This is a genomic window from Achromobacter dolens, assembly GCF_902859745.1.
In the GTDB taxonomy this organism is placed as follows: Bacteria; Pseudomonadota; Gammaproteobacteria; order Burkholderiales; family Burkholderiaceae_B; genus Achromobacter; species Achromobacter dolens.
The window spans coordinates 1-16,689 of record NZ_CADIJW010000013.1 but is presented as its reverse complement, the minus strand read 5'-3'; the positions used below and the strand labels follow the sequence as shown (position 1 = coordinate 16,689).

16 protein-coding genes are annotated in these 16,689 nt (G+C 67.0%); 5 read left to right on the top strand and 11 right to left on the bottom strand.

All coding sequences use genetic code 11. From position 1 onward, the window contains the following. Positions 1 to 28 precede the first annotated feature (28 nt). The 3 genes from lpxO to carA are packed head-to-tail and all read right to left on the bottom strand — an operon-like array spanning position 29 to position 5,381. Positions 29 to 925 carry a lipid A hydroxylase LpxO gene (gene lpxO, locus HV783_RS12210; protein WP_054501097.1) on the bottom strand — a complete coding sequence of 299 codons (897 nt, stop codon included), beginning with the start codon at positions 923 to 925 and terminating at the stop codon, positions 29 to 31. Between the two features lie 48 nt (positions 926 to 973). Then, positions 974 to 4,216, bottom strand: coding sequence for a carbamoyl-phosphate synthase large subunit (carB, locus tag HV783_RS12205; RefSeq protein WP_054501096.1), 3,243 nt, complete (start codon positions 4,214 to 4,216; stop codon positions 974 to 976). 10 nt (positions 4,217 to 4,226) lie between these two features. Beyond that, a complete protein-coding gene (carA, locus tag HV783_RS12200; RefSeq protein WP_054501095.1) occupies positions 4,227 to 5,381 on the bottom strand; it encodes a glutamine-hydrolyzing carbamoyl-phosphate synthase small subunit in 1,155 nt (384 codons plus the stop codon). Positions 5,382 to 5,603: 222 nt separating this feature from the next. On the opposite strand from carA, the gene tal reads away from it, so the two are divergent. Next, complete coding sequence (gene tal / locus HV783_RS12195; protein WP_175189227.1) at positions 5,604 to 6,557, top strand: transaldolase; 954 nt, start codon at positions 5,604 to 5,606, stop codon at positions 6,555 to 6,557. A gap of 32 nt (positions 6,558 to 6,589) precedes the next feature. Here tal and HV783_RS12190 read toward each other — a convergent pair whose 3' ends face one another. Then, entirely contained in the window at positions 6,590 to 7,117 is a 528-nt protein-coding gene (locus HV783_RS12190; protein WP_100504158.1) for a carboxymuconolactone decarboxylase family protein, read from the bottom strand. A 166-nt stretch (positions 7,118 to 7,283) separates the two neighbouring features. Here HV783_RS12190 and HV783_RS12185 point away from each other — a divergent pair, with 166 nt between their 5' ends. The 4 genes from HV783_RS12185 to HV783_RS12170 are packed head-to-tail and all read left to right on the top strand — an operon-like array spanning position 7,284 to position 11,092. Then, the gene (locus HV783_RS12185; RefSeq protein WP_064524055.1) at positions 7,284 to 9,491 is read left to right on the top strand and encodes an ATP-binding protein; all 2,208 of its coding nucleotides are present in this window, start codon (positions 7,284 to 7,286) and stop codon (positions 9,489 to 9,491) included. Beyond that, positions 9,488 to 9,853, top strand: coding sequence for a response regulator (locus HV783_RS12180; protein WP_054501091.1), 366 nt, complete (start codon positions 9,488 to 9,490; stop codon positions 9,851 to 9,853). Before HV783_RS12185 ends, HV783_RS12180 begins: the two co-directional genes overlap by 4 nt. A 7-nt stretch (positions 9,854 to 9,860) precedes the next feature. Next, on the top strand, positions 9,861 to 10,514 hold the full coding sequence (locus HV783_RS12175; RefSeq protein ID WP_116792850.1) for a hypothetical protein: 654 nt from the start codon (positions 9,861 to 9,863) through the stop codon (positions 10,512 to 10,514). Continuing rightward, entirely contained in the window at positions 10,511 to 11,092 is a 582-nt protein-coding gene (locus tag HV783_RS12170; protein ID WP_064524051.1) for a biliverdin-producing heme oxygenase, read from the top strand. Before HV783_RS12175 ends, HV783_RS12170 begins: the two co-directional genes overlap by 4 nt. Positions 11,093 to 11,135: 43 nt before the next feature. Here the strand turns inward: HV783_RS12170 and HV783_RS12165 are convergent, their stop codons facing one another. The 7 genes from HV783_RS12165 to HV783_RS12135 form a co-directional block, all read right to left on the bottom strand. Beyond that, positions 11,136 to 11,930, bottom strand: coding sequence for an ABC transporter permease (locus tag HV783_RS12165; protein WP_049075402.1), 795 nt, complete (start codon positions 11,928 to 11,930; stop codon positions 11,136 to 11,138). Positions 11,931 to 11,981: 51 nt separating this feature from the next. Then, positions 11,982 to 12,794, bottom strand: a complete 813-nt coding sequence (locus HV783_RS12160; protein WP_175189226.1) for an ABC transporter ATP-binding protein — start codon at positions 12,792 to 12,794, stop codon at positions 11,982 to 11,984. Then, positions 12,787 to 13,827, bottom strand: a complete 1,041-nt coding sequence (locus HV783_RS12155; protein WP_049075404.1) for an ABC transporter substrate-binding protein — start codon at positions 13,825 to 13,827, stop codon at positions 12,787 to 12,789. The genes HV783_RS12160 and HV783_RS12155 overlap by 8 nt, the downstream gene beginning before the upstream one ends. Continuing rightward, positions 13,808 to 15,097 (bottom strand): CaiB/BaiF CoA transferase family protein, encoded by a 1,290-nt coding sequence (locus tag HV783_RS12150; RefSeq protein ID WP_064524049.1) that lies wholly within the window; start codon positions 15,095 to 15,097, stop codon positions 13,808 to 13,810. Before HV783_RS12150 ends, HV783_RS12155 begins: the two co-directional genes overlap by 20 nt. A 96-nt stretch (positions 15,098 to 15,193) precedes the next feature. Further along, the gene (gene recR, locus HV783_RS12145) at positions 15,194 to 15,802 is read right to left on the bottom strand and encodes a recombination mediator RecR (protein WP_006385499.1); all 609 of its coding nucleotides are present in this window, start codon (positions 15,800 to 15,802) and stop codon (positions 15,194 to 15,196) included. A gap of 67 nt (positions 15,803 to 15,869) precedes the next feature. Further along, positions 15,870 to 16,196: a YbaB/EbfC family nucleoid-associated protein gene (locus HV783_RS12140; RefSeq protein WP_175189225.1), complete on the bottom strand. Its 327-nt coding sequence runs from the start codon at positions 16,194 to 16,196 to the stop codon at positions 15,870 to 15,872. A gap of 45 nt (positions 16,197 to 16,241) precedes the next feature. Beyond that, the coding region (locus tag HV783_RS12135) for a DNA polymerase III subunit gamma/tau C-terminal domain-containing protein (RefSeq protein ID WP_302477798.1) at positions 16,242 to 16,689 on the bottom strand (448 nt) is incomplete at its 5' end.

Below are 16,689 nucleotides of genomic sequence, written 5' to 3'. Positions count from 1 at the left end.
CTATGCTACAGGAAGGTCGGCGCGAGTCTTACAGGAAGATCAGCGCGAAGATCGCCGCCACCAGCGCCCACTTGGACAGGTAGTACAGCGGCTTGCTCTTCTTCTTGAGCGCCTTGCCGAAGCGGCGCACCGCATACACCGCGCCGAAGATGCGATTGATGCCGCCGGTGGCGTCGCCTTCCTGGTTGGGCGCGGCCGCCGCGCGCAACAGGAAGCCGCCGACCACGCGGTTGAACGCCTGGGCCCAGCGGTAACGCATGGGGCGCTCGACGTCCGCGAACAGGATGATCCGGTTCTGGTCGGTCTTGTTTTCGGCGTAATGGATGAAGGTCTCGTCGAACACCACCGCCTCGCCGTCGCGCCAGTGGTATTCCTGGCCGTCGACGTTGATGTAGCAGTCGGGGCTGTTCGGCGTGATCAGACCCATGTGGAAACGCAGCGAACCGGCGTACGGATCACGATGGCGCGGCAGGCGGCTTCCCGGGGGCAGCGAGGCGAACATCGCGGCCTTGATGGTCGGGATGCCCGCCAGCAGCTTGGTCGTGACCGGACAGAGGGCCTCGGCCGACGGATGGTCGGCGTCGTACCACTTCAGGTAGAAGCGCTTCCAGCCCGTCTTGAAGAACGAGTTGAAGCCCGCATCGTTGTACTTGTCCGACGCCTTGATGTGGCCGTCGCCATAAAGGTTGACGGCCTCGGCGCGGATTTCCTCGCAGCGGTCCAGCAAGACCTTCAGTTCCGGGAACTGGTCCAGGTCGAGATAGGGCTTGTTGGGCACGCTGGAGAACGCGTACATGAAACAGTTCAGCGGCGCCGTGAAGGTGGAGTGATCCAATGCCTGCCGCGAGAACCGGTGTCGTACGCGGCCACGGTAGTGGACTACCGTGGCGCATACGATGAATAACGCCAGAATGAACCACTTCATTCTTTTGTCCTCAATTCACTTGCGGCGCGCCCTCTGCGCGCCCAAGCGCTATTTGTCCAACAAGGACGCGTGAAGTTCCTGCAGCGGATACACCTGCAGGCCGAGGCCTTGACGCAGGTACTGCATGCCCTCGACCGCGGCACGCGCACCGGCGATGGTGGTGAAGAAGGTCACGCGCGCGGCCAGCGCCTGCGTACGGATGGTACGCGAGTCGGCAATGGCGTTGCGGCGCTCTTCGACGGTGTTGATGACCAGCGCGATCTCGCCGTTCTTGACCATGTCGACGATGTGCGGACGGCCTTCCGTGACCTTGTTGACCAGTTGCACGGGAATGCCCGCCGCTTCGATCTCGGCCGCGGTGCCGCGCGTGGCCACCAGCTTGAAGCCCAGGGCGTGCAGGCCGCGCGCCACTTCGACGGCGCGGGGCTTGTCCTGGTTCTTGACGCTGATGAACACCGTGCCGGATTCCGGCAGGCGCACGCCGGCGGCAAGCTGCGACTTGACGAAGGCTTCGCCGAAGCTGGTGCCCACGCCCATGACTTCACCGGTCGACTTCATTTCCGGGCCGAGGATGGTGTCCACGCCCGGGAACTTCACGAACGGGAACACGGCTTCCTTGACCGAGAAGTAAGGCGGCACGACTTCGCGGGTGACGCCCTGGGCCGCCAGCGTCTGGCCGGCCATGGCGCGCGCGGCGATCTTGGCCAGTTGCAGGCCGGTGGCCTTGGACACGTAGGGCACCGTGCGCGAAGCGCGCGGGTTCACTTCCAGCACGTAGACATCGCCGCCCTGGATGGCGAACTGCACGTTCATCAGGCCGCTGACGTTCAGGGCCTTGGCCATCATGCCGGTCTGGCGCTTGATCTCGGCGATGACGTCGGCCGACAGCGAGTACGGCGGCAGGCTGCAGGCGGAGTCGCCCGAGTGCACGCCGGCCTGCTCGATGTGTTCCATGACGCCGCCGATGAAGACGGTTTCGCCGTCGGCCAGGCAGTCCACGTCGACTTCGGTGGCGTTGTTCAGGAAGCGGTCCAGCAGCACGGGCGAGTCATTGCTGACCTTCACGGCCTCGCGCATGTAGCGTTCGAGGTCCTGCTGCTCGTGCACGATTTCCATGGCACGGCCGCCCAGCACGTAGCTGGGACGCACCACCAGCGGGTAGCCGATCTCGGCGGCGTGGGCCAGGGCCTCGGCTTCCGTGCGGGCCGTGCGGTTGGGCGGCTGGCGCAGGCCGAGCTTGTTCAGCAGCTTTTGGAAACGCTCGCGGTCTTCGGCGATGTCGATGGATTCCGGGCTGGTGCCGATGATCGGCACGCCGTTGGCTTCCAGCGCGCGCGCCAGCTTCAGCGGGGTCTGGCCGCCGTACTGGACGATCATGCCGACCGGATTTTCCTTGTGGACGATTTCCAGCACGTCTTCCAGCGTCAGCGGCTCGAAGTACAGGCGGTCGGAGGTGTCGTAGTCGGTGGAGACGGTTTCCGGGTTGCAGTTGACCATGATGGTCTCGTACCCGTCGTCACGCAGCGCCAGCGCGGCATGCACGCAGCAGTAGTCGAACTCGATGCCCTGGCCGATGCGGTTCGGGCCACCGCCCAGCACCACGATCTTTTTGCGGTCGGTGGGCGCGGCTTCGCACTCTTCCTCGTAGGTCGAGTACATGTAGGCCGTGCGGGTGGCGAATTCGGCGGCGCAGGTGTCCACGCGCTTGTAGACCGGGCGCACGTTCAACTGGTGACGCAGCTTGCGCACTTCGGATTCGACCGTGTCCAGCAGGAACGCCAGGCGACGGTCGGAGAAACCGCGGCGCTTCAGTTCCCAGAGGGTGGCGTAGTCCAGGTCGGACAGCGTCTTCTGTTCGAGCGCCAGCTCGATATCGACGATTTCCTTGATCTGCGACAGGAACCAGGGGTCGATGTGCGTGATGTTGTGCACTTCGTCCAGCGTGAAGCCCTGCGCGAAGGCGTCGCCCACGTACCAGATGCGTTCCGGACCGGGTTCGCCCAGCTCGACCTGCAGCTTTTCGCGGTCGGTGGTCTTCTGGTTCAGGCCGTCGACGCCGACTTCCAGGCCGCGCAGCGCCTTCTGGAACGATTCCTGGAAGGTGCGGCCGATGGCCATGACTTCGCCCACGGACTTCATCTGGGTGGTCAGGCGCGCGTCGGCGGTGGGGAATTTCTCGAAGGCGAAACGCGGCACCTTGGTGACCACGTAGTCGATCGACGGCTCGAACGAGGCGGGCGTGGCGCCGCCGGTGATTTCGTTCTTGAGCTCGTCCAGCGTGTAGCCCACGGCCAGGCGCGCGGCGACCTTGGCGATGGGGAAACCGGTGGCCTTGGACGCCAGCGCCGACGAACGCGACACGCGCGGGTTCATCTCGATGACGATCATGCGGCCGTTCTTGGGGTTGACCGCGAACTGCACGTTCGAGCCGCCCGTGTCCACGCCGATCTCGCGCAACACCGCGATCGATGCGTTACGCATGATCTGGTATTCCTTGTCGGTCAGCGTCTGGGCCGGCGCCACGGTGATCGAGTCACCAGTGTGCACGCCCATGGGGTCCAGGTTCTCGATGGAGCAGACGATGATGCAGTTGTCCGCCTTGTCGCGGACCACTTCCATCTCGAATTCCTTCCAGCCCAGCAGCGACTCTTCGATCAGCAGCTCGCTGGTGGGCGAGGCTTCCAGGCCGCGGCGGCAGATGGTTTCGAATTCTTCGGCGTTGTAGGCGATGCCGCCGCCCGAGCCGCCCATGGTGAAGCTGGGGCGGATCACGGCGGGGAAGCCCGAGGTGCCGACTTCCGCGGCGATGCGGCGCTGCACTTCCCAGGCTTCGTCCATGCTATGGGCGACGCCCGACTTGGCCGATTCCAGGCCGATGTCGGTCATGGCCTGTTTGAACTTCTGGCGGTCCTCGGCCTTTTCGATGGCGTGCTCGTTGGCGCCGATCAGTTCGACGTTGTGCTTTTTCAGCACGCCATGGCGGGCCAGGTCGAGCGCGCAGTTCAGCGCGGTCTGGCCGCCCATGGTGGGCAGCAGCGCATCGGGCTTTTCACGCTCGATGATCTTTTCGACGGCCTGCCAGGTGATGGGCTCGATGTAGGTGACGTCGGCCGTTTCCGGGTCCGTCATGATCGTGGCGGGGTTGCTGTTCACCAGGATGGTGCGGTAACCCTCGGCCTTGAGCGCCTTGCACGCTTGCGCGCCGGAATAGTCGAATTCGCAGGCCTGCCCGATGATGATGGGGCCGGCGCCGATGATGAGAATGCTTTTTAGGTCTGTACGCTTGGGCATGATGCAATCTTTACTTTTGGCCGGACATCAGGCTGATGAACTTGTCGAACAGCTCCAGGATGTCGTGCGGACCGGGGCTGGCTTCGGGGTGGCCCTGGAAGCAGAAGGCCGGACGGTCGGTGAGCTCGAAGCCCTGCAGCGTGCCGTCGAACAGCGAGACGTGCGTGACGCGCGCATTGGCCGGCAGGCTGGCCGCATCGACCGCGAAACCGTGGTTCTGGCTGGTGATGAAGACGCGCTTGGAGGCCAGGTCCTGCACCGGGTGGTTGGCGCCGTGGTGGCCGGTCTTCATCTTGAGCGTCTTGCCGCCGACGGCCAGGCCCATGATCTGGTGGCCCAGGCAGATGCCGAACACCGGCAGCTTCTTGTCCAGGAACACGCGGGTGGCGTCGATGGCGTAGTCGCAGGGCTCGGGGTCGCCGGGGCCGTTGGACAGGAACACGCCGTCGGGGTTGAGCTTGAGGACGTCCTCGGCGCTGGTCTGGGCCGGCACCAGCGTCAGGCGGCAGCCACGGTCGGCCAGCAGGCGCAGGATGTTGGACTTGATGCCGAAGTCATAGGCGACGACATGGAATTTGGACTGGTCCGGCTGGGTGTAGCCTTCGCCCAGTTGCCAGGTGCCCTGGGTCCAGGTGGTGCTGTCCTTGATGGACACGACCTTGGCCAGGTCCTGGCCGGCCATGCCGGCAAAGCCGCGGGCCAGTTCGACGGCGCGGTCGGCGTCCGAACCAACGAAGATGCAGGCGCCCTGGGCGCCCTTTTCACGCAGGATGCGGGTCAGCTTGCGGGTGTCGACGCCGGAAATGGCGACGATGCCCTGCTCGGACAGGTACTCGGGCAGCGATTGCGTGGAACGGAAGTTCGACACGCGGGCGGGACAGTCGCGCACCACCAGGCCGGCGGCGTAGACGCGGTTGGCTTCGACGTCCTCAGCGTTGACGCCGGTGTTGCCGATATGCGGATAGGTCAGCGTGACGATCTGGCCGCTATAGCTGGGATCGGTGAGAATTTCCTGGTACCCGGTCATCGCGGTGTTGAACACCACTTCGGCAACGGTATGCCCAGGCGCACCGATCGACACGCCTCGAAAAATGGTACCGTCCGCCAGAGCCAGAATTGCAGGAGGGAAGCGGTTGATCCCCTCGGGAAAGAGTTGCGGCAGCACAGTAAACCCCGGTTTTAGAATCGATAATCAAACCTTGGAATTATACCTTGAGCGGGCGTTTTTCCCGGGGAACCGCGCCAAATAAGGCTGAGATCGAAGATTTCAGCCGCCGCGCCAGGCCGATCACGCCCCGCCGCCGGCCTACCAACGGTGACAGCGCGGCCGGCGGCGCGGTGATACGCTAAAGCACCTTCAACCCTGATGCTGCGAGCCGTATTGTCCATGTCCAGCCAACTTGACGCCCTGCGCAATCACACCACCGTCGTCGCTGACACCGGCAATTTCGAAGCGATGAAGGCGCTGCGGCCCACCGACGCCACCACAAACCCGTCCCTTATTTTGAAGGCCGTGCAGCAGGATGCCTACCGCCCGCTGCTGGAAAAGACCGCGCGCGACCACCGCGGCGCCCCCACGCCGGAATTGATGGACCGCCTGCTGGTCGCCTTTGGCCGCGCCATCCTGGACATCGTGCCCGGCCGCGTCTCGACCGAAGTGGACGCGCGCCTGTCGTTCGACACCCGCGCCACCATCGAGCGCGCCCGCGCCCTGATTGCCCTGTACGAAGCCGCCGGCGTGCCGCGCGAACGGGTGCTGATCAAGATCGCATCCACCTGGGAAGGCATCCAGGCGGCCCGCGCGCTGCAGGCCGAGGGCGTGCGCTGCAACCTGACGCTGCTGTTCTCGCTGCCGCAGGCGGTGGCCTGCGCCGATGCCCAGGTGCAGTTGATCTCGCCGTTCGTCGGCCGCATCTACGACTGGCACAAGAAGGCCGCGGGCGCCAATTGGGTCGAAGCCGACCACGCCGGCGCGCGCGACCCCGGCGTGCAGTCGGTGACCCGCATCTACCAGTACTACAAGCGTTTCGGCATCTCCACCGAGATCATGGGCGCCAGCTTCCGCAACGTCGGCCAGATCCTGGCCCTGTCGGGCTGCGACCTGCTGACCATCAGCCCCGAGCTGCTGACCCAGCTCGCGCAGACCGAAGGCGACGCCCCGGCGCAACTGCGCGCCGACGCGGTGAGCGGCGATATCGCCCGCATCGCCTCGGATGAAGTGGCGTTCCGCACCCTGCTCAATGACGACGCCATGGCCAGCGACAAGCTGGCCGAAGGCATCCGCGCGTTCGTGGCCGACGCCATCAAGCTGGACGCGCTGATCGAGGCGCAACGCGCCTGACCGCTTGCCCGGCCGGCATTGGCCGGGCGCGCTCAGCGATGATCGTGCGAATGCACCTGCAGCGCTTCCAGGAAGCGTGACACCATGTTGTAGGCCGCCACGGTGGCGGTCAATTCCACGGTCAGCTTGTCGGATCCCATGGCGGCGCGGGCCGCCTGGAACACCGGCTCGGGCACCTGCACCTGGCGCGTCATGGCGTCGGTGTAGGCCAGCACGGCGCGCTCGCGCTCGCTGAAGAGGGACGAGGCCTCCCAATCGGACAAGGCGTCCAGTTGGGCCTGCGACACGCCCTCTTTCAGCGCGATCGGCGCATGCTGGTCGGCCTCGTAGGGCGCGCCGTTGATCGCCGCCACCCGCATGATCACCAATTCGCGGATGTCGCCCGGCAGGGTCGACAACTGCCGGATCGAGGTCAGGTAGTTGAGCCAGCCGCCGGCCACGGCCGGGCTGTGCAGCAACATCTGGTACAAGTGCAGCACGCTGCCGCGTTCGGCGACGATGCGGTCGACCAGGGGTCGCGCTTCGGGATGGGACAGATCGGCGTAGGGAAGACGCGCCATGGAAACTCCGGAATAATCCGGCCGCTTGCGCCAAACGGCCAGGGGGATGGTGGACGCCCAAAAGACGAGGCGGCGCGCGCCAAAATCCCCGACGCTGCATATGCACACATTCACAAGAACTTTGACATAATGACAACACATTGCGCACCTCCAGGACAAGCCTAGAATGAATGCGCCCACCCAGTCGCATCCGCCAGTCACGCTCGCGAACTGCGACAGCGAACCGATTCACGTCCCGGGCGCGATCCAGCCCCTGGGCGCGTTGCTCGCCTTCGATGCCGCGGGCGTGTTGCGCTACGCCAGCGAAAACGCGCCGCAGGTGCTGGGGATGCCGGTCGCATTGGGCTATCGCTGCGATCCCGCTTCGCTGCCGCCGGGCCTGGCGCGGAACCTGCCGGGCTGGCTGTCCCAGGACGATCCCGTCTTCGATCCGCTCAGCATCTCGCTGGACGGGCACGTCTACGACGTCATCGCCCACCGCAACACCGACGAACTGACGCTGATCGAACTCGAGCGCCGCGGCAACGACGCCGGCATCGCCGATCAGGCGCTGATCTACCGCAGCATCGAGCGCGTGCGGGCCCAGCGCGACATCGCCGGCCTGCTGGAGCGCGCCGTCCAAGAGGTGCAACGCGCCACCGGCTTCGACCGCGTCATGGCCTATCGCTTCCATCCCGACGACAGCGGCGAGATCGTGGCCGAGCGGCGCGGCGATCCCGCGCTCGAAGACTGGGTCGGGCGCCGCTATCCCGCCGGCGACATTCCGGCCCAGGCGCGCCGCCTGTACACCGTGAATACCTTGCGCCAGATCGCCGACGGCCAATACCGGCCGGTGCGGGTGCTGGCGCAGGACGGCATCGACGCGCCGCTCGACATGAGCTTCTCGGTGCTGCGCAGCGTGTCGCCGGTCCATCTGGAATACATGGCGAACATGGGCGTGCGCGCCACCATGAGCCTGTCGCTGGTGATCGGCGGCAGGCTCTGGGGCATGATCGCGTGCCACCACCATTCGCCGCGCCTGGTCCCCTACCCGGCCCGGCTGGCCTGCGAGGCCCTGGCGCAGGTGCTGTCCGCGGCGCTGGCGACCATCGAGGGCAACGACCGCGCCGCGCAGACACGGCGCAATGCCGCGCTGGTCAGCCGGCTGACCGAGCGCGCGTCGGATTCCGAAAACATCCACCAGGCCCTTTCCGGCGGCCCGGAAACGCCCGCCTCGCTGATCGCCAACGACGCCGCGCTGTGCCTGTGGGGCAACAGCGTCACGGTATTCGGAGGCATCGCGCCGCGCGGCGAACTTGCCGGCATCCTGTGCGCGCTGGACCAGAGCGGGCAACGTGTCGTCCACACCAACCACATCGCGCGCGACTATCCCGAGCTGCAGACCGACCTGGTGCCCTATGCGGGCCTGCTGGCGTGCAAGTTCGATCCCATGAACAATGGTTGGCTGATCTGGTTGCGGCGCGAACAGATCGAGACCGTGGTGTGGGGCGGCAAACCCGAAAAGCAATACGCGGTGGGCAACCTGGGGCCGCGCCTGACTCCGCGCGGCTCGTTCGAGGCCTGGCGCGAGGTCATGCGCGACACCAGCCCGCCCTGGCTGCCGGCCGAACTCGAGGCGGCCGACAACCTGCGCGACGAGCTGTCGCACATCGCCACCAGCCGCGCCGCCGACGTCGACCGCGCCCGCACCGCGCTGCTGGCGATGCTGGGCCATGACCTGCGCGATCCGCTGCAATCGATTTCCATGGCGGCCACGCTGCTTTCGCGGACCGACGCCGGCGCGCGCATGGGCGAGCGCATCCGCTATTCCAGCGGACGCATGCAGCGGCTGATCTCGCAGGTGCTGGATCTATCCCGGCTGCAGGGCGGCATGGGGCTTGGCATCGAAAAGCGCGAATGCCGCCTGTCCGACCTCCTGAACGGTCTGATCGAGGAAAAGCGTCAGGCCTATCCCGGCCTGCTCATCGAGCCGGACGTGCACCCCGACCTGGTGCTGACGGCCGACACCGACCGCATCGCCCAGGTGGTCACCAACCTGATGAGCAACGCCCGCCAGCATGGCGCGCCGCGCATGCCGATCCACGTCAGCGCGATGCCGCGTGGCGACACCATCGAACTTACCGTGGCCAACCATGGCGCGCCGATCCCCGACGAGGTCATGGCGCACCTGTTCTCGCCCTTCAAGCCCGAATCCCTGGGCCAGTCGCGCAACCGCAATGGCCTCGGGCTCGGCCTGTACATCGCCGAACAGGTGGTGCGCGACCACCAGGGCGAGATCGCCGTCGACTGCCGCGACGGCCTGGTCATTTTCACCGTTACCCTGCCGCGCGACCAGGATGCGCCGCAGATCCCCGAATCTGGAGACACCCCTTGAACGACGAGCGCGCCCTACGCGTCCTGCTGGTTGACGACAATGAAATGGGCTCGGAACTGCTGGCCGAATTCCTGGCGCTGTCCGGCCTGGAAGCGCGCTGCGCAGGTACTGGCGAAGACGCGCTGCGGCAGGCCGCCACGTTCGCTCCCGAAGCAGTGCTGGTCGACATCCTGCTTCCCGACATGGACGGCTACGAGCTGGCCCGCCGGCTGCGCGAACGCAATGTGTCATCGCGCATCTACGCCCTGAGCGGCCTGGCGCGGCATGAACGGCACGAAGACGCCACCGCCCTCTTCGATGGCTGGATCGAAAAGCCCGCCGACCCCGATGCGCTGCTGACCGTGCTGCGCCAGGCAGGTTGACACCGCCATGCAAGTCGATATTTCCGCCCAGGCGCTGGCCGCGCAAGGCGTACGGCTGAAGGTGCTGGCGCAGATATTCCCGGTGCTGCGCCATGAGGCCATCGCGCCGCTATCGAACGCCACCTTGGCGGCGGCGATGCTGGGCCACGCGCCGGAAGGCGCGGATGCCGAGGCCCGGCAGCAGCGCTGCGAACGGCTCGCCGGAGACCTCAACGATATGCTGGAAGACAGCGTCAGCGTGATCCGCGACCTCGACCAGTGGTTCAGCGACAACGGCGCGATGCTGCCGCTGGCAACGCTGCTCAAGGAATGCCGCAAGCTGCTGTTCTCGCAATTGATGTGGTCCAAGCGCCGGGTCCGCTGGCCCGAGGACCCGGGCATGCTCGAACTGCCCGCTTTCAGCAGTCGTTATCTGCTCATGGCCTGGCTGCTGTGCCTGGTGGCCTGGCTGCCCGAAGACGCCGAAGTGGAGCTCGACACGGCTGACCCCTCGGCATGGCATGCCCGCTTCGCCGTGCCCGCGCAGGCGCCGGACGGGCCCGCGCTGTTCGACGCGCGCGACATCGAATGGCTGGCCGCCGATTCAGGCTGGCGCTTCGAGCGGCAGCCGCAGATCTGGTCCTTGCACCGCAACGCCGCCCCCGGCAATGAGCCCGCATGATCTCCCCGGTGCACCAACTCCTGCGCGACGGCACGCGCGACCGCCACGAGGCCCTGGATATGGGGCTGGCGCTGGCCGATGGCAACGTCAGCCCGGCCCGCTATGTGGCTTATCTGCGCGCCATGCTGGGCTGGCTTGAACCGGTGGAAAGCCGGCTGTGGCAACTGGACTGGCCCGCCTCGTTGCGGGCTGCGGACCGGGACGGCAAAAGCGCGTTGATCCGTGCCGACCTGCGGGCGGCGGGCGATAGCGCGCCGGTTCCGCAATGTCCCGATGCGCCGCGCCCGCTGGCGGCCGACGCCTATGCGCTGGGCGTGGCCTACGTGGTCGAGGGTTCGCAACTGGGAGGACGCTTCCTGGCCAAGCGGCTCGAAGCCGCCGATCCGCCGTTGCCGCTGCGCTACCTGCGCGGCTATGGCGATGAGGTCGGGCCACTGTGGAAGGGTTTCCTGCAACACCTGGACGTGGCGGCGCAAGGACAGGAAACGCAGGCGCTGAAAGGCGCGCGCGACGCGTTCGACAGCCTCGCCGCCTGGCTCCGGGACCAGGGCGCCCTGCAGAGCCCGGGCCAGCGATAGCCGCCGGGCCGCGCCAGCGCGCGGCTCCGGGACGGCCTGCGGGTCAGATCTTCTCGGTCTCGCCCGACTTCGGCTGCCACTTCATCAAACGTTTTTCACCGATCCCGACGATGTAATCCAGCACCAGCGCGAACGCGGTCAGCACCACGATGCCGGCGAACACCGTGTTGACGTCGAAGGTGCCCTCGGCCTGCAGGATCAGGTAGCCGACGCCGCTGGCCGAGCCCAGGTATTCGCCCACCACCGCGCCGACGAAGGCCAGGCCCACCGAGGTGTGCAGGCTGGAGAACACCCAACTGGTGGCCGACGGCAGGTAGACGTGGCGCAGCAACTGGCGCCGGCGCGCGCCCAGCATACGGGCGTTGTCCAGCAGCGTCGGGCTGACTTCGCGCACGCCCTGGTAGACGTTGAAGAAGACGATGAAGAACACCAGCGTCACCGCCAGCGCCACCTTGGACCAGATGCCGAGCCCGAACCACATGCCGAAGATCGGCGCCAGGATCACGCGCGGCATGGAGTTGGCCGCCTTGATGTAGGGATCGAGAATCGCGCTGGCGCGCGGCGACAGGCCCAGCCACAGGCCGAAGGCCAGGCCGGCGATGGTGCCGATGAAAAAGGCCAGCACGGTTTCGGTCAGCGTGACCCACAGGTGGGTGTAGATGTCGGCGTTGGTGACGAACCAGGCCCAGATGCGGCCCCATACCTTGAGGGGCTCGCCGAAGAAGAACGCCACCTTGGAATCGCGCGAGGCGAAATGCCACACGCCCAGGATGACGACGAGCAGCAGCAACTGCCAGAAGCGCAGGCTGGCGGAACCTGGTTTGAACGACTTGGACATGGTCAGGGCCTGTTCATGGGGAAGCGGGCGTGGCCGGGATCAGGCACGGCCTCAGGCCCGCTTCTGTTGTTGGGCATAGCCCTTGAGCACTTCCTCGCGCAGCACGGCCCAGATGGCCGCGTGCAGTTCGACGAAGCGCAGGTTGTTGCGCACCTCGGCCACGTCGCGCGGACGCGGCAGGTCGATGGCGAATTCGCCGATGGGATGCGTGCCTGGCCCGGCCGACAGCACCACCACGCGGTCGCTCATGGCGATGGCTTCGTCCAGGTCATGGGTGATGAACAGCACCGCCTTGCGCTTGGCCATCCACAGGTCCAGCACCTCGTTTTCCATCAGTTGGCGCGTCTGGATGTCGAGCGCCGAGAACGGCTCGTCCATGAGGATGATGTCGGGGTCGCGGATCAGCGTCTGCGCCAGCATGGCGCGCTTGCGCATGCCGCCGGACATCTGGTGCGGATAGCGGCTCTCGAAGCCGCCCAGGCCGACGCGGCGCATCCAGTCGCGGCCGCGCTCGAGCGCCTCGTCACGCGGCACGCCGGCGAAATCCAGCCCGGCCACCACGTTGTCGAGCGCGCTGCGCCAAGGCAGCAGCGCCTCGCCCTGGAACATGTACCCGGCGCGCGAATTGATGCCCGACAGCGGCTGGCCGAAGATCTTTACCTGGCCCGACGACGGCGCCAGCAGGCCGGCGCTGACGTTGAGCAGGGTGGACTTGCCGCAGCCCGTGGGGCCCACCACCGACACGAACTCGCCCGGCGCGATGGCCAGGCTCGTGTCGCTGACGGCGGTGTAGCGCTGCGAGCGGTCGTCGCGGGAGACGAAGGTGCAGCTGATGTTTTCCAGCGATAGCGCGGCTTCAGCCATTGGGGTACTTCTCGTTGGCGCGGCGGGCGAAATCGTTGGTCCAGACCTTGGACGGATCGATCTTGGCGCCGTCGAAATCCGCCTGGTACGCAGCCAGGGCCTTGAGCGCGGTGGCGGCGCCGTCCTCGGGGATCATGCCGTCGGGCGACAGGCCCTCGAGGCTCTTGCCGATGGCGGCCTTGTACACCGCCGGGTCGCCCAGCAGGTACGTTTCCGGCACGACCTTGGCGATCTCGTCGGGACCGGCCTTCTGGATCCACTTGTCGGCGCGCACCATGGCGTTGGTGAGCGCCTGCACGGTATTCGGATTGGCGTCGATGAACGCCTGCGGCGCGTACAGGCAGCCGGCCGGCATGTTGCCGCCGAAGATGTCCTGCGTGTCCTTGAGAGTGCGGGTGTCGACGATGATCTGGATGTCACCCGGCATTTCCAGCATCGACACCACGGGGTCGGTGTTGGAGATGGCGTCGATCTGGCCGCTGCGCAGCGCGGTCACCGCGCCGGCGCCGGCGCCCACGCCGATGATGGAAACGTCGGAAGCCTTCAGGCCGTGCTTGGCCAGGAAGAAGCTGACCACCATGTTGGTGGACGAGCCCGGCGCGGTCACGCCGATCTTCTTGCCCTTCAGGTCGGCCGGGCCCTTGTAGTTGGGCAGGTTCTTCTTGGAGACGCCCACGCCGATCATCGGCGCGCGGCCCTGCAGCACGAAGGCGCGGTAGGCCTGGCCCTTCGATTGCATGGCAAGGGTGTGCTCGAAGGCGCCCGAGACCACGTCGGCGCTGCCGCCCACCACGGCCTGCAGCGCCTTGGAGCCGCCGGCGAAGTCGGCGATGGAGACGTCCAGGCCCTCGTCCTTGAAGTAACCGCGCGCTTCGGCGATGGACAGCGGCAGGTAGTAGATCAGGGGCTTGCCGCCCACGGCGATCTGGACCTTGGTCTTCTCCAGCTTCTGGGCGCGCACGATGGCGGGGGCCATGCCCATGACGCCGGCGGCGCCGGCCATCTTGAGCAGATCACGACGTGTGACTGACATGTGTTGTCTCCTTGGGTGCGGGGATACCGATAGCGCCGGTCTGCGCCAGCTTGTCGATAGCCGCTGAATCATACCCCAGCGATTTCAGGACTTCCTCGGTATGTTCCCCTAATGACGGACCGATCCAGCGGGTGCCGCCCGGGGTTTCCGAGAGCTTGGGCACCACCGCAGGCAGCTTGACCGGACTGCCGTCGGCGAAGTGGTGCTGCTCGATCATGCGGCGCGCCAGGAACTGCGGATCGCTGAACATGTCGGCCACGCTGTAGATCTTGCCGACCGGCACGTCGGCCGCCTTCAGGGTGTTGAGCGCTTCCTCGATGCCGCGGCCATCGCACCATTGCTGGATGGCGCCGTCGATCTCGGCGACCCGGCGGGCGCGGCCATCGTTGCGCACCAGGTCCGGGTCCGAGGCAAGGTCGTCGCGGCCGATGGCCAGCATCAGGCGGTGGAAGATCGCATCGCCGTTGCCGGCGATGACGATGTTCTGGCCGTCGCGCGTGGTGTAGGTGTTGGACGGCACGATACCGGGCAGCGCGCCGCCGGTGCGCTCGCGCACCACGCCGGCCACGTCATACTCGGGCACCAGGCTTTCCATCATGTTGAACACGGCCTCATACAGCGCCACGTCGACCATCTGGCCCTGCCCCGCCTGGCATCCTTCGCCCTGCACGCCGTTCCAGCGGCCGCCGGTGGCGTCGCGGTGGCGCAGCGCCATCATCGCGCCGATCACGCCATGCAGCGCGGCGATCGAATCGCCGATCGAGATGCCGACCCGCAGCGGCGGCCGGTCGGGATGCCCCGACACGTAGCGCAGGCCGCCCATGGATTCGCCGATGGCGCCGAAGCCCGGTTGATCCTTCATCGGGCCGGTCTGGCCGTAGCCGGACAGGCGCACCATGATGAGGGCGGGATTGATGGCGCGCAACTGCTCGAAGCCCAGGCCCCACTTCTCGAGCACGCCGGGGCGGTAGTTCTCGACCACCACGTCGGCGTCCAGCGCCAGTTTGCGGGCGATTTCGCGGGCCTCGGGATGCTTGAGATTGAGGGCAATGGATTGCTTGTTGCGGGCCTGCACCGTCCACCACAGCGAATTGCCTTCATGCAGGTGGCGCCAACTGCGAATGGGGTCGCCCCCGCCCGTGCCGTCGGGACCGTGCGGCGTTTCCACCTTGATGACGTCGGCGCCGAATTCGCCGAAGATGCGCGCGGCGAACGGGCCGGCGATGAGCGTGCCGAGTTCCAGGACCTTCAGGCCGGTCAGGGCTGACATGTTGGTTGTCTTCCTCTCGTGGAGGCCGCGCCGCGCGGGCGGGCCGTTTTTCCAATGCCCGCCGGTACATTGCCGGCGCGCTATTGTGGGGGCGTGTCAGGTGGTCTTGCGCTCCATCAGCGCCCAGGCGATGGTGCCGGCGTCCACGTATTCCAGCTCGCTGCCGGCCGGCACGCCGCGCGCCAGGCGCGTGACCCGCAGGCCGCGCTCGCCCAGGGCCTCGCCCAGGAAATGCGCGGTGGTCTCGCCTTCGGCGGTGAAGTTGGTGGCCAGGATAACCTCCTGCACCACGCCGTCGGTGGCGCGGCGGATGACGCGGTCGAAATCCAGCTCGCGCGGGCCGATGCCCTCGAGCGGCGCGACGCGTCCCATCAGCACGTAGTACAGGCCGCGGTAGCCGTGGCTGGACTCGATCATGTTCTGGTCGGCCGGCGTCTCGACGATGCACAGTAGCGAGGGATCGCGCTTGGGATTGGCGCAGGTCGCGCACACGTCTTCTTCGGCGAAGCTGTTGCAACGCGAGCAGTGGCGCAGGTCGCGCACGGCGCCGGCCAGCGCGCGTCCGAGCATGTCGGCGCCCTGGGGGTCGTGCTGCAACAGGTGATAGGCCATGCGTCGCGCGGAACGCACACCCACGCCGGGCAGGCGCCGCAGCGCCTCGATCAGCGAGACCAGCGGTTCGGGTTCGGGCAGTAGAGGGTCCATGACACGACGGCAACTTGCGGACGGCAAAGGCCGCGCCGCCCGGGGCGGCGGCGGCCGGAACGTTCGATCAGAACGGCAGCTTCATGCCCGGGGGCAGCGGCATGCCGGCGGTGACGGACGCCATCTTTTCCTGCGAGGTGGCTTCGGCCTTGCGCAGCGCGTCGTTGAAGGCGGCGGCGACCAGGTCTTCCAGCATGTCCTTGTCGTCGGCCAGCAGCGACGGATCGATTTCGACGCGCTTGACGTCGTGGCGGCAGGTCATGGCGACCTTGACCAGGCCGCCGCCGGAGGCGCCTTCGACCTGGATCTCGGCCAGCGCGTCCTGCGCCTTCTTCATGTTTTCCTGCATCTGCTGCGCCTGGCGCATCAGGCCGGCCAGTTGTCCTTTCATCATGATGGAGCTTCCTTGAACGAGGGAATGTAGGGATTTGCCGGCGCGTTACGCGGCGGCGGAAGGAGAGTCGACGTGGCGGATCGAACCGGCCACGACATGGGCGCCGAAGTCCGCCACCAGCGCCTGCACGAAGGGATCGACGGCGACCGCGTCCTCGGCGGCCTGCTGGCGCGCCGCGCGCTCGGCCTGGGCCACGGCGTGGGCCGTGGCTTCACCGACCGCGCCGACGTCCACGTCCAGCCGGATGCCCTGGCCGAAGTGTTCGCACAGCACCGTCTGCAGGCGCACGCGGCTTTCGCTTTCGGCCAGCGTCTTGACGGCCACGCGCAGGATGATGGCATCGCCCTGCACGCCGGCCCATTCGCTCTGGCGCGCCAGTTCGGCGGCCAGGCCGGTGACCGGCAGGCGCGCGGCCAGTTCGGGCCAGGCGGCGGAGGTCATGTCGGCCAGGCGCGCGCGCGACTGGCGCTTGCGGGCCGGGGCCGGGCCTTCG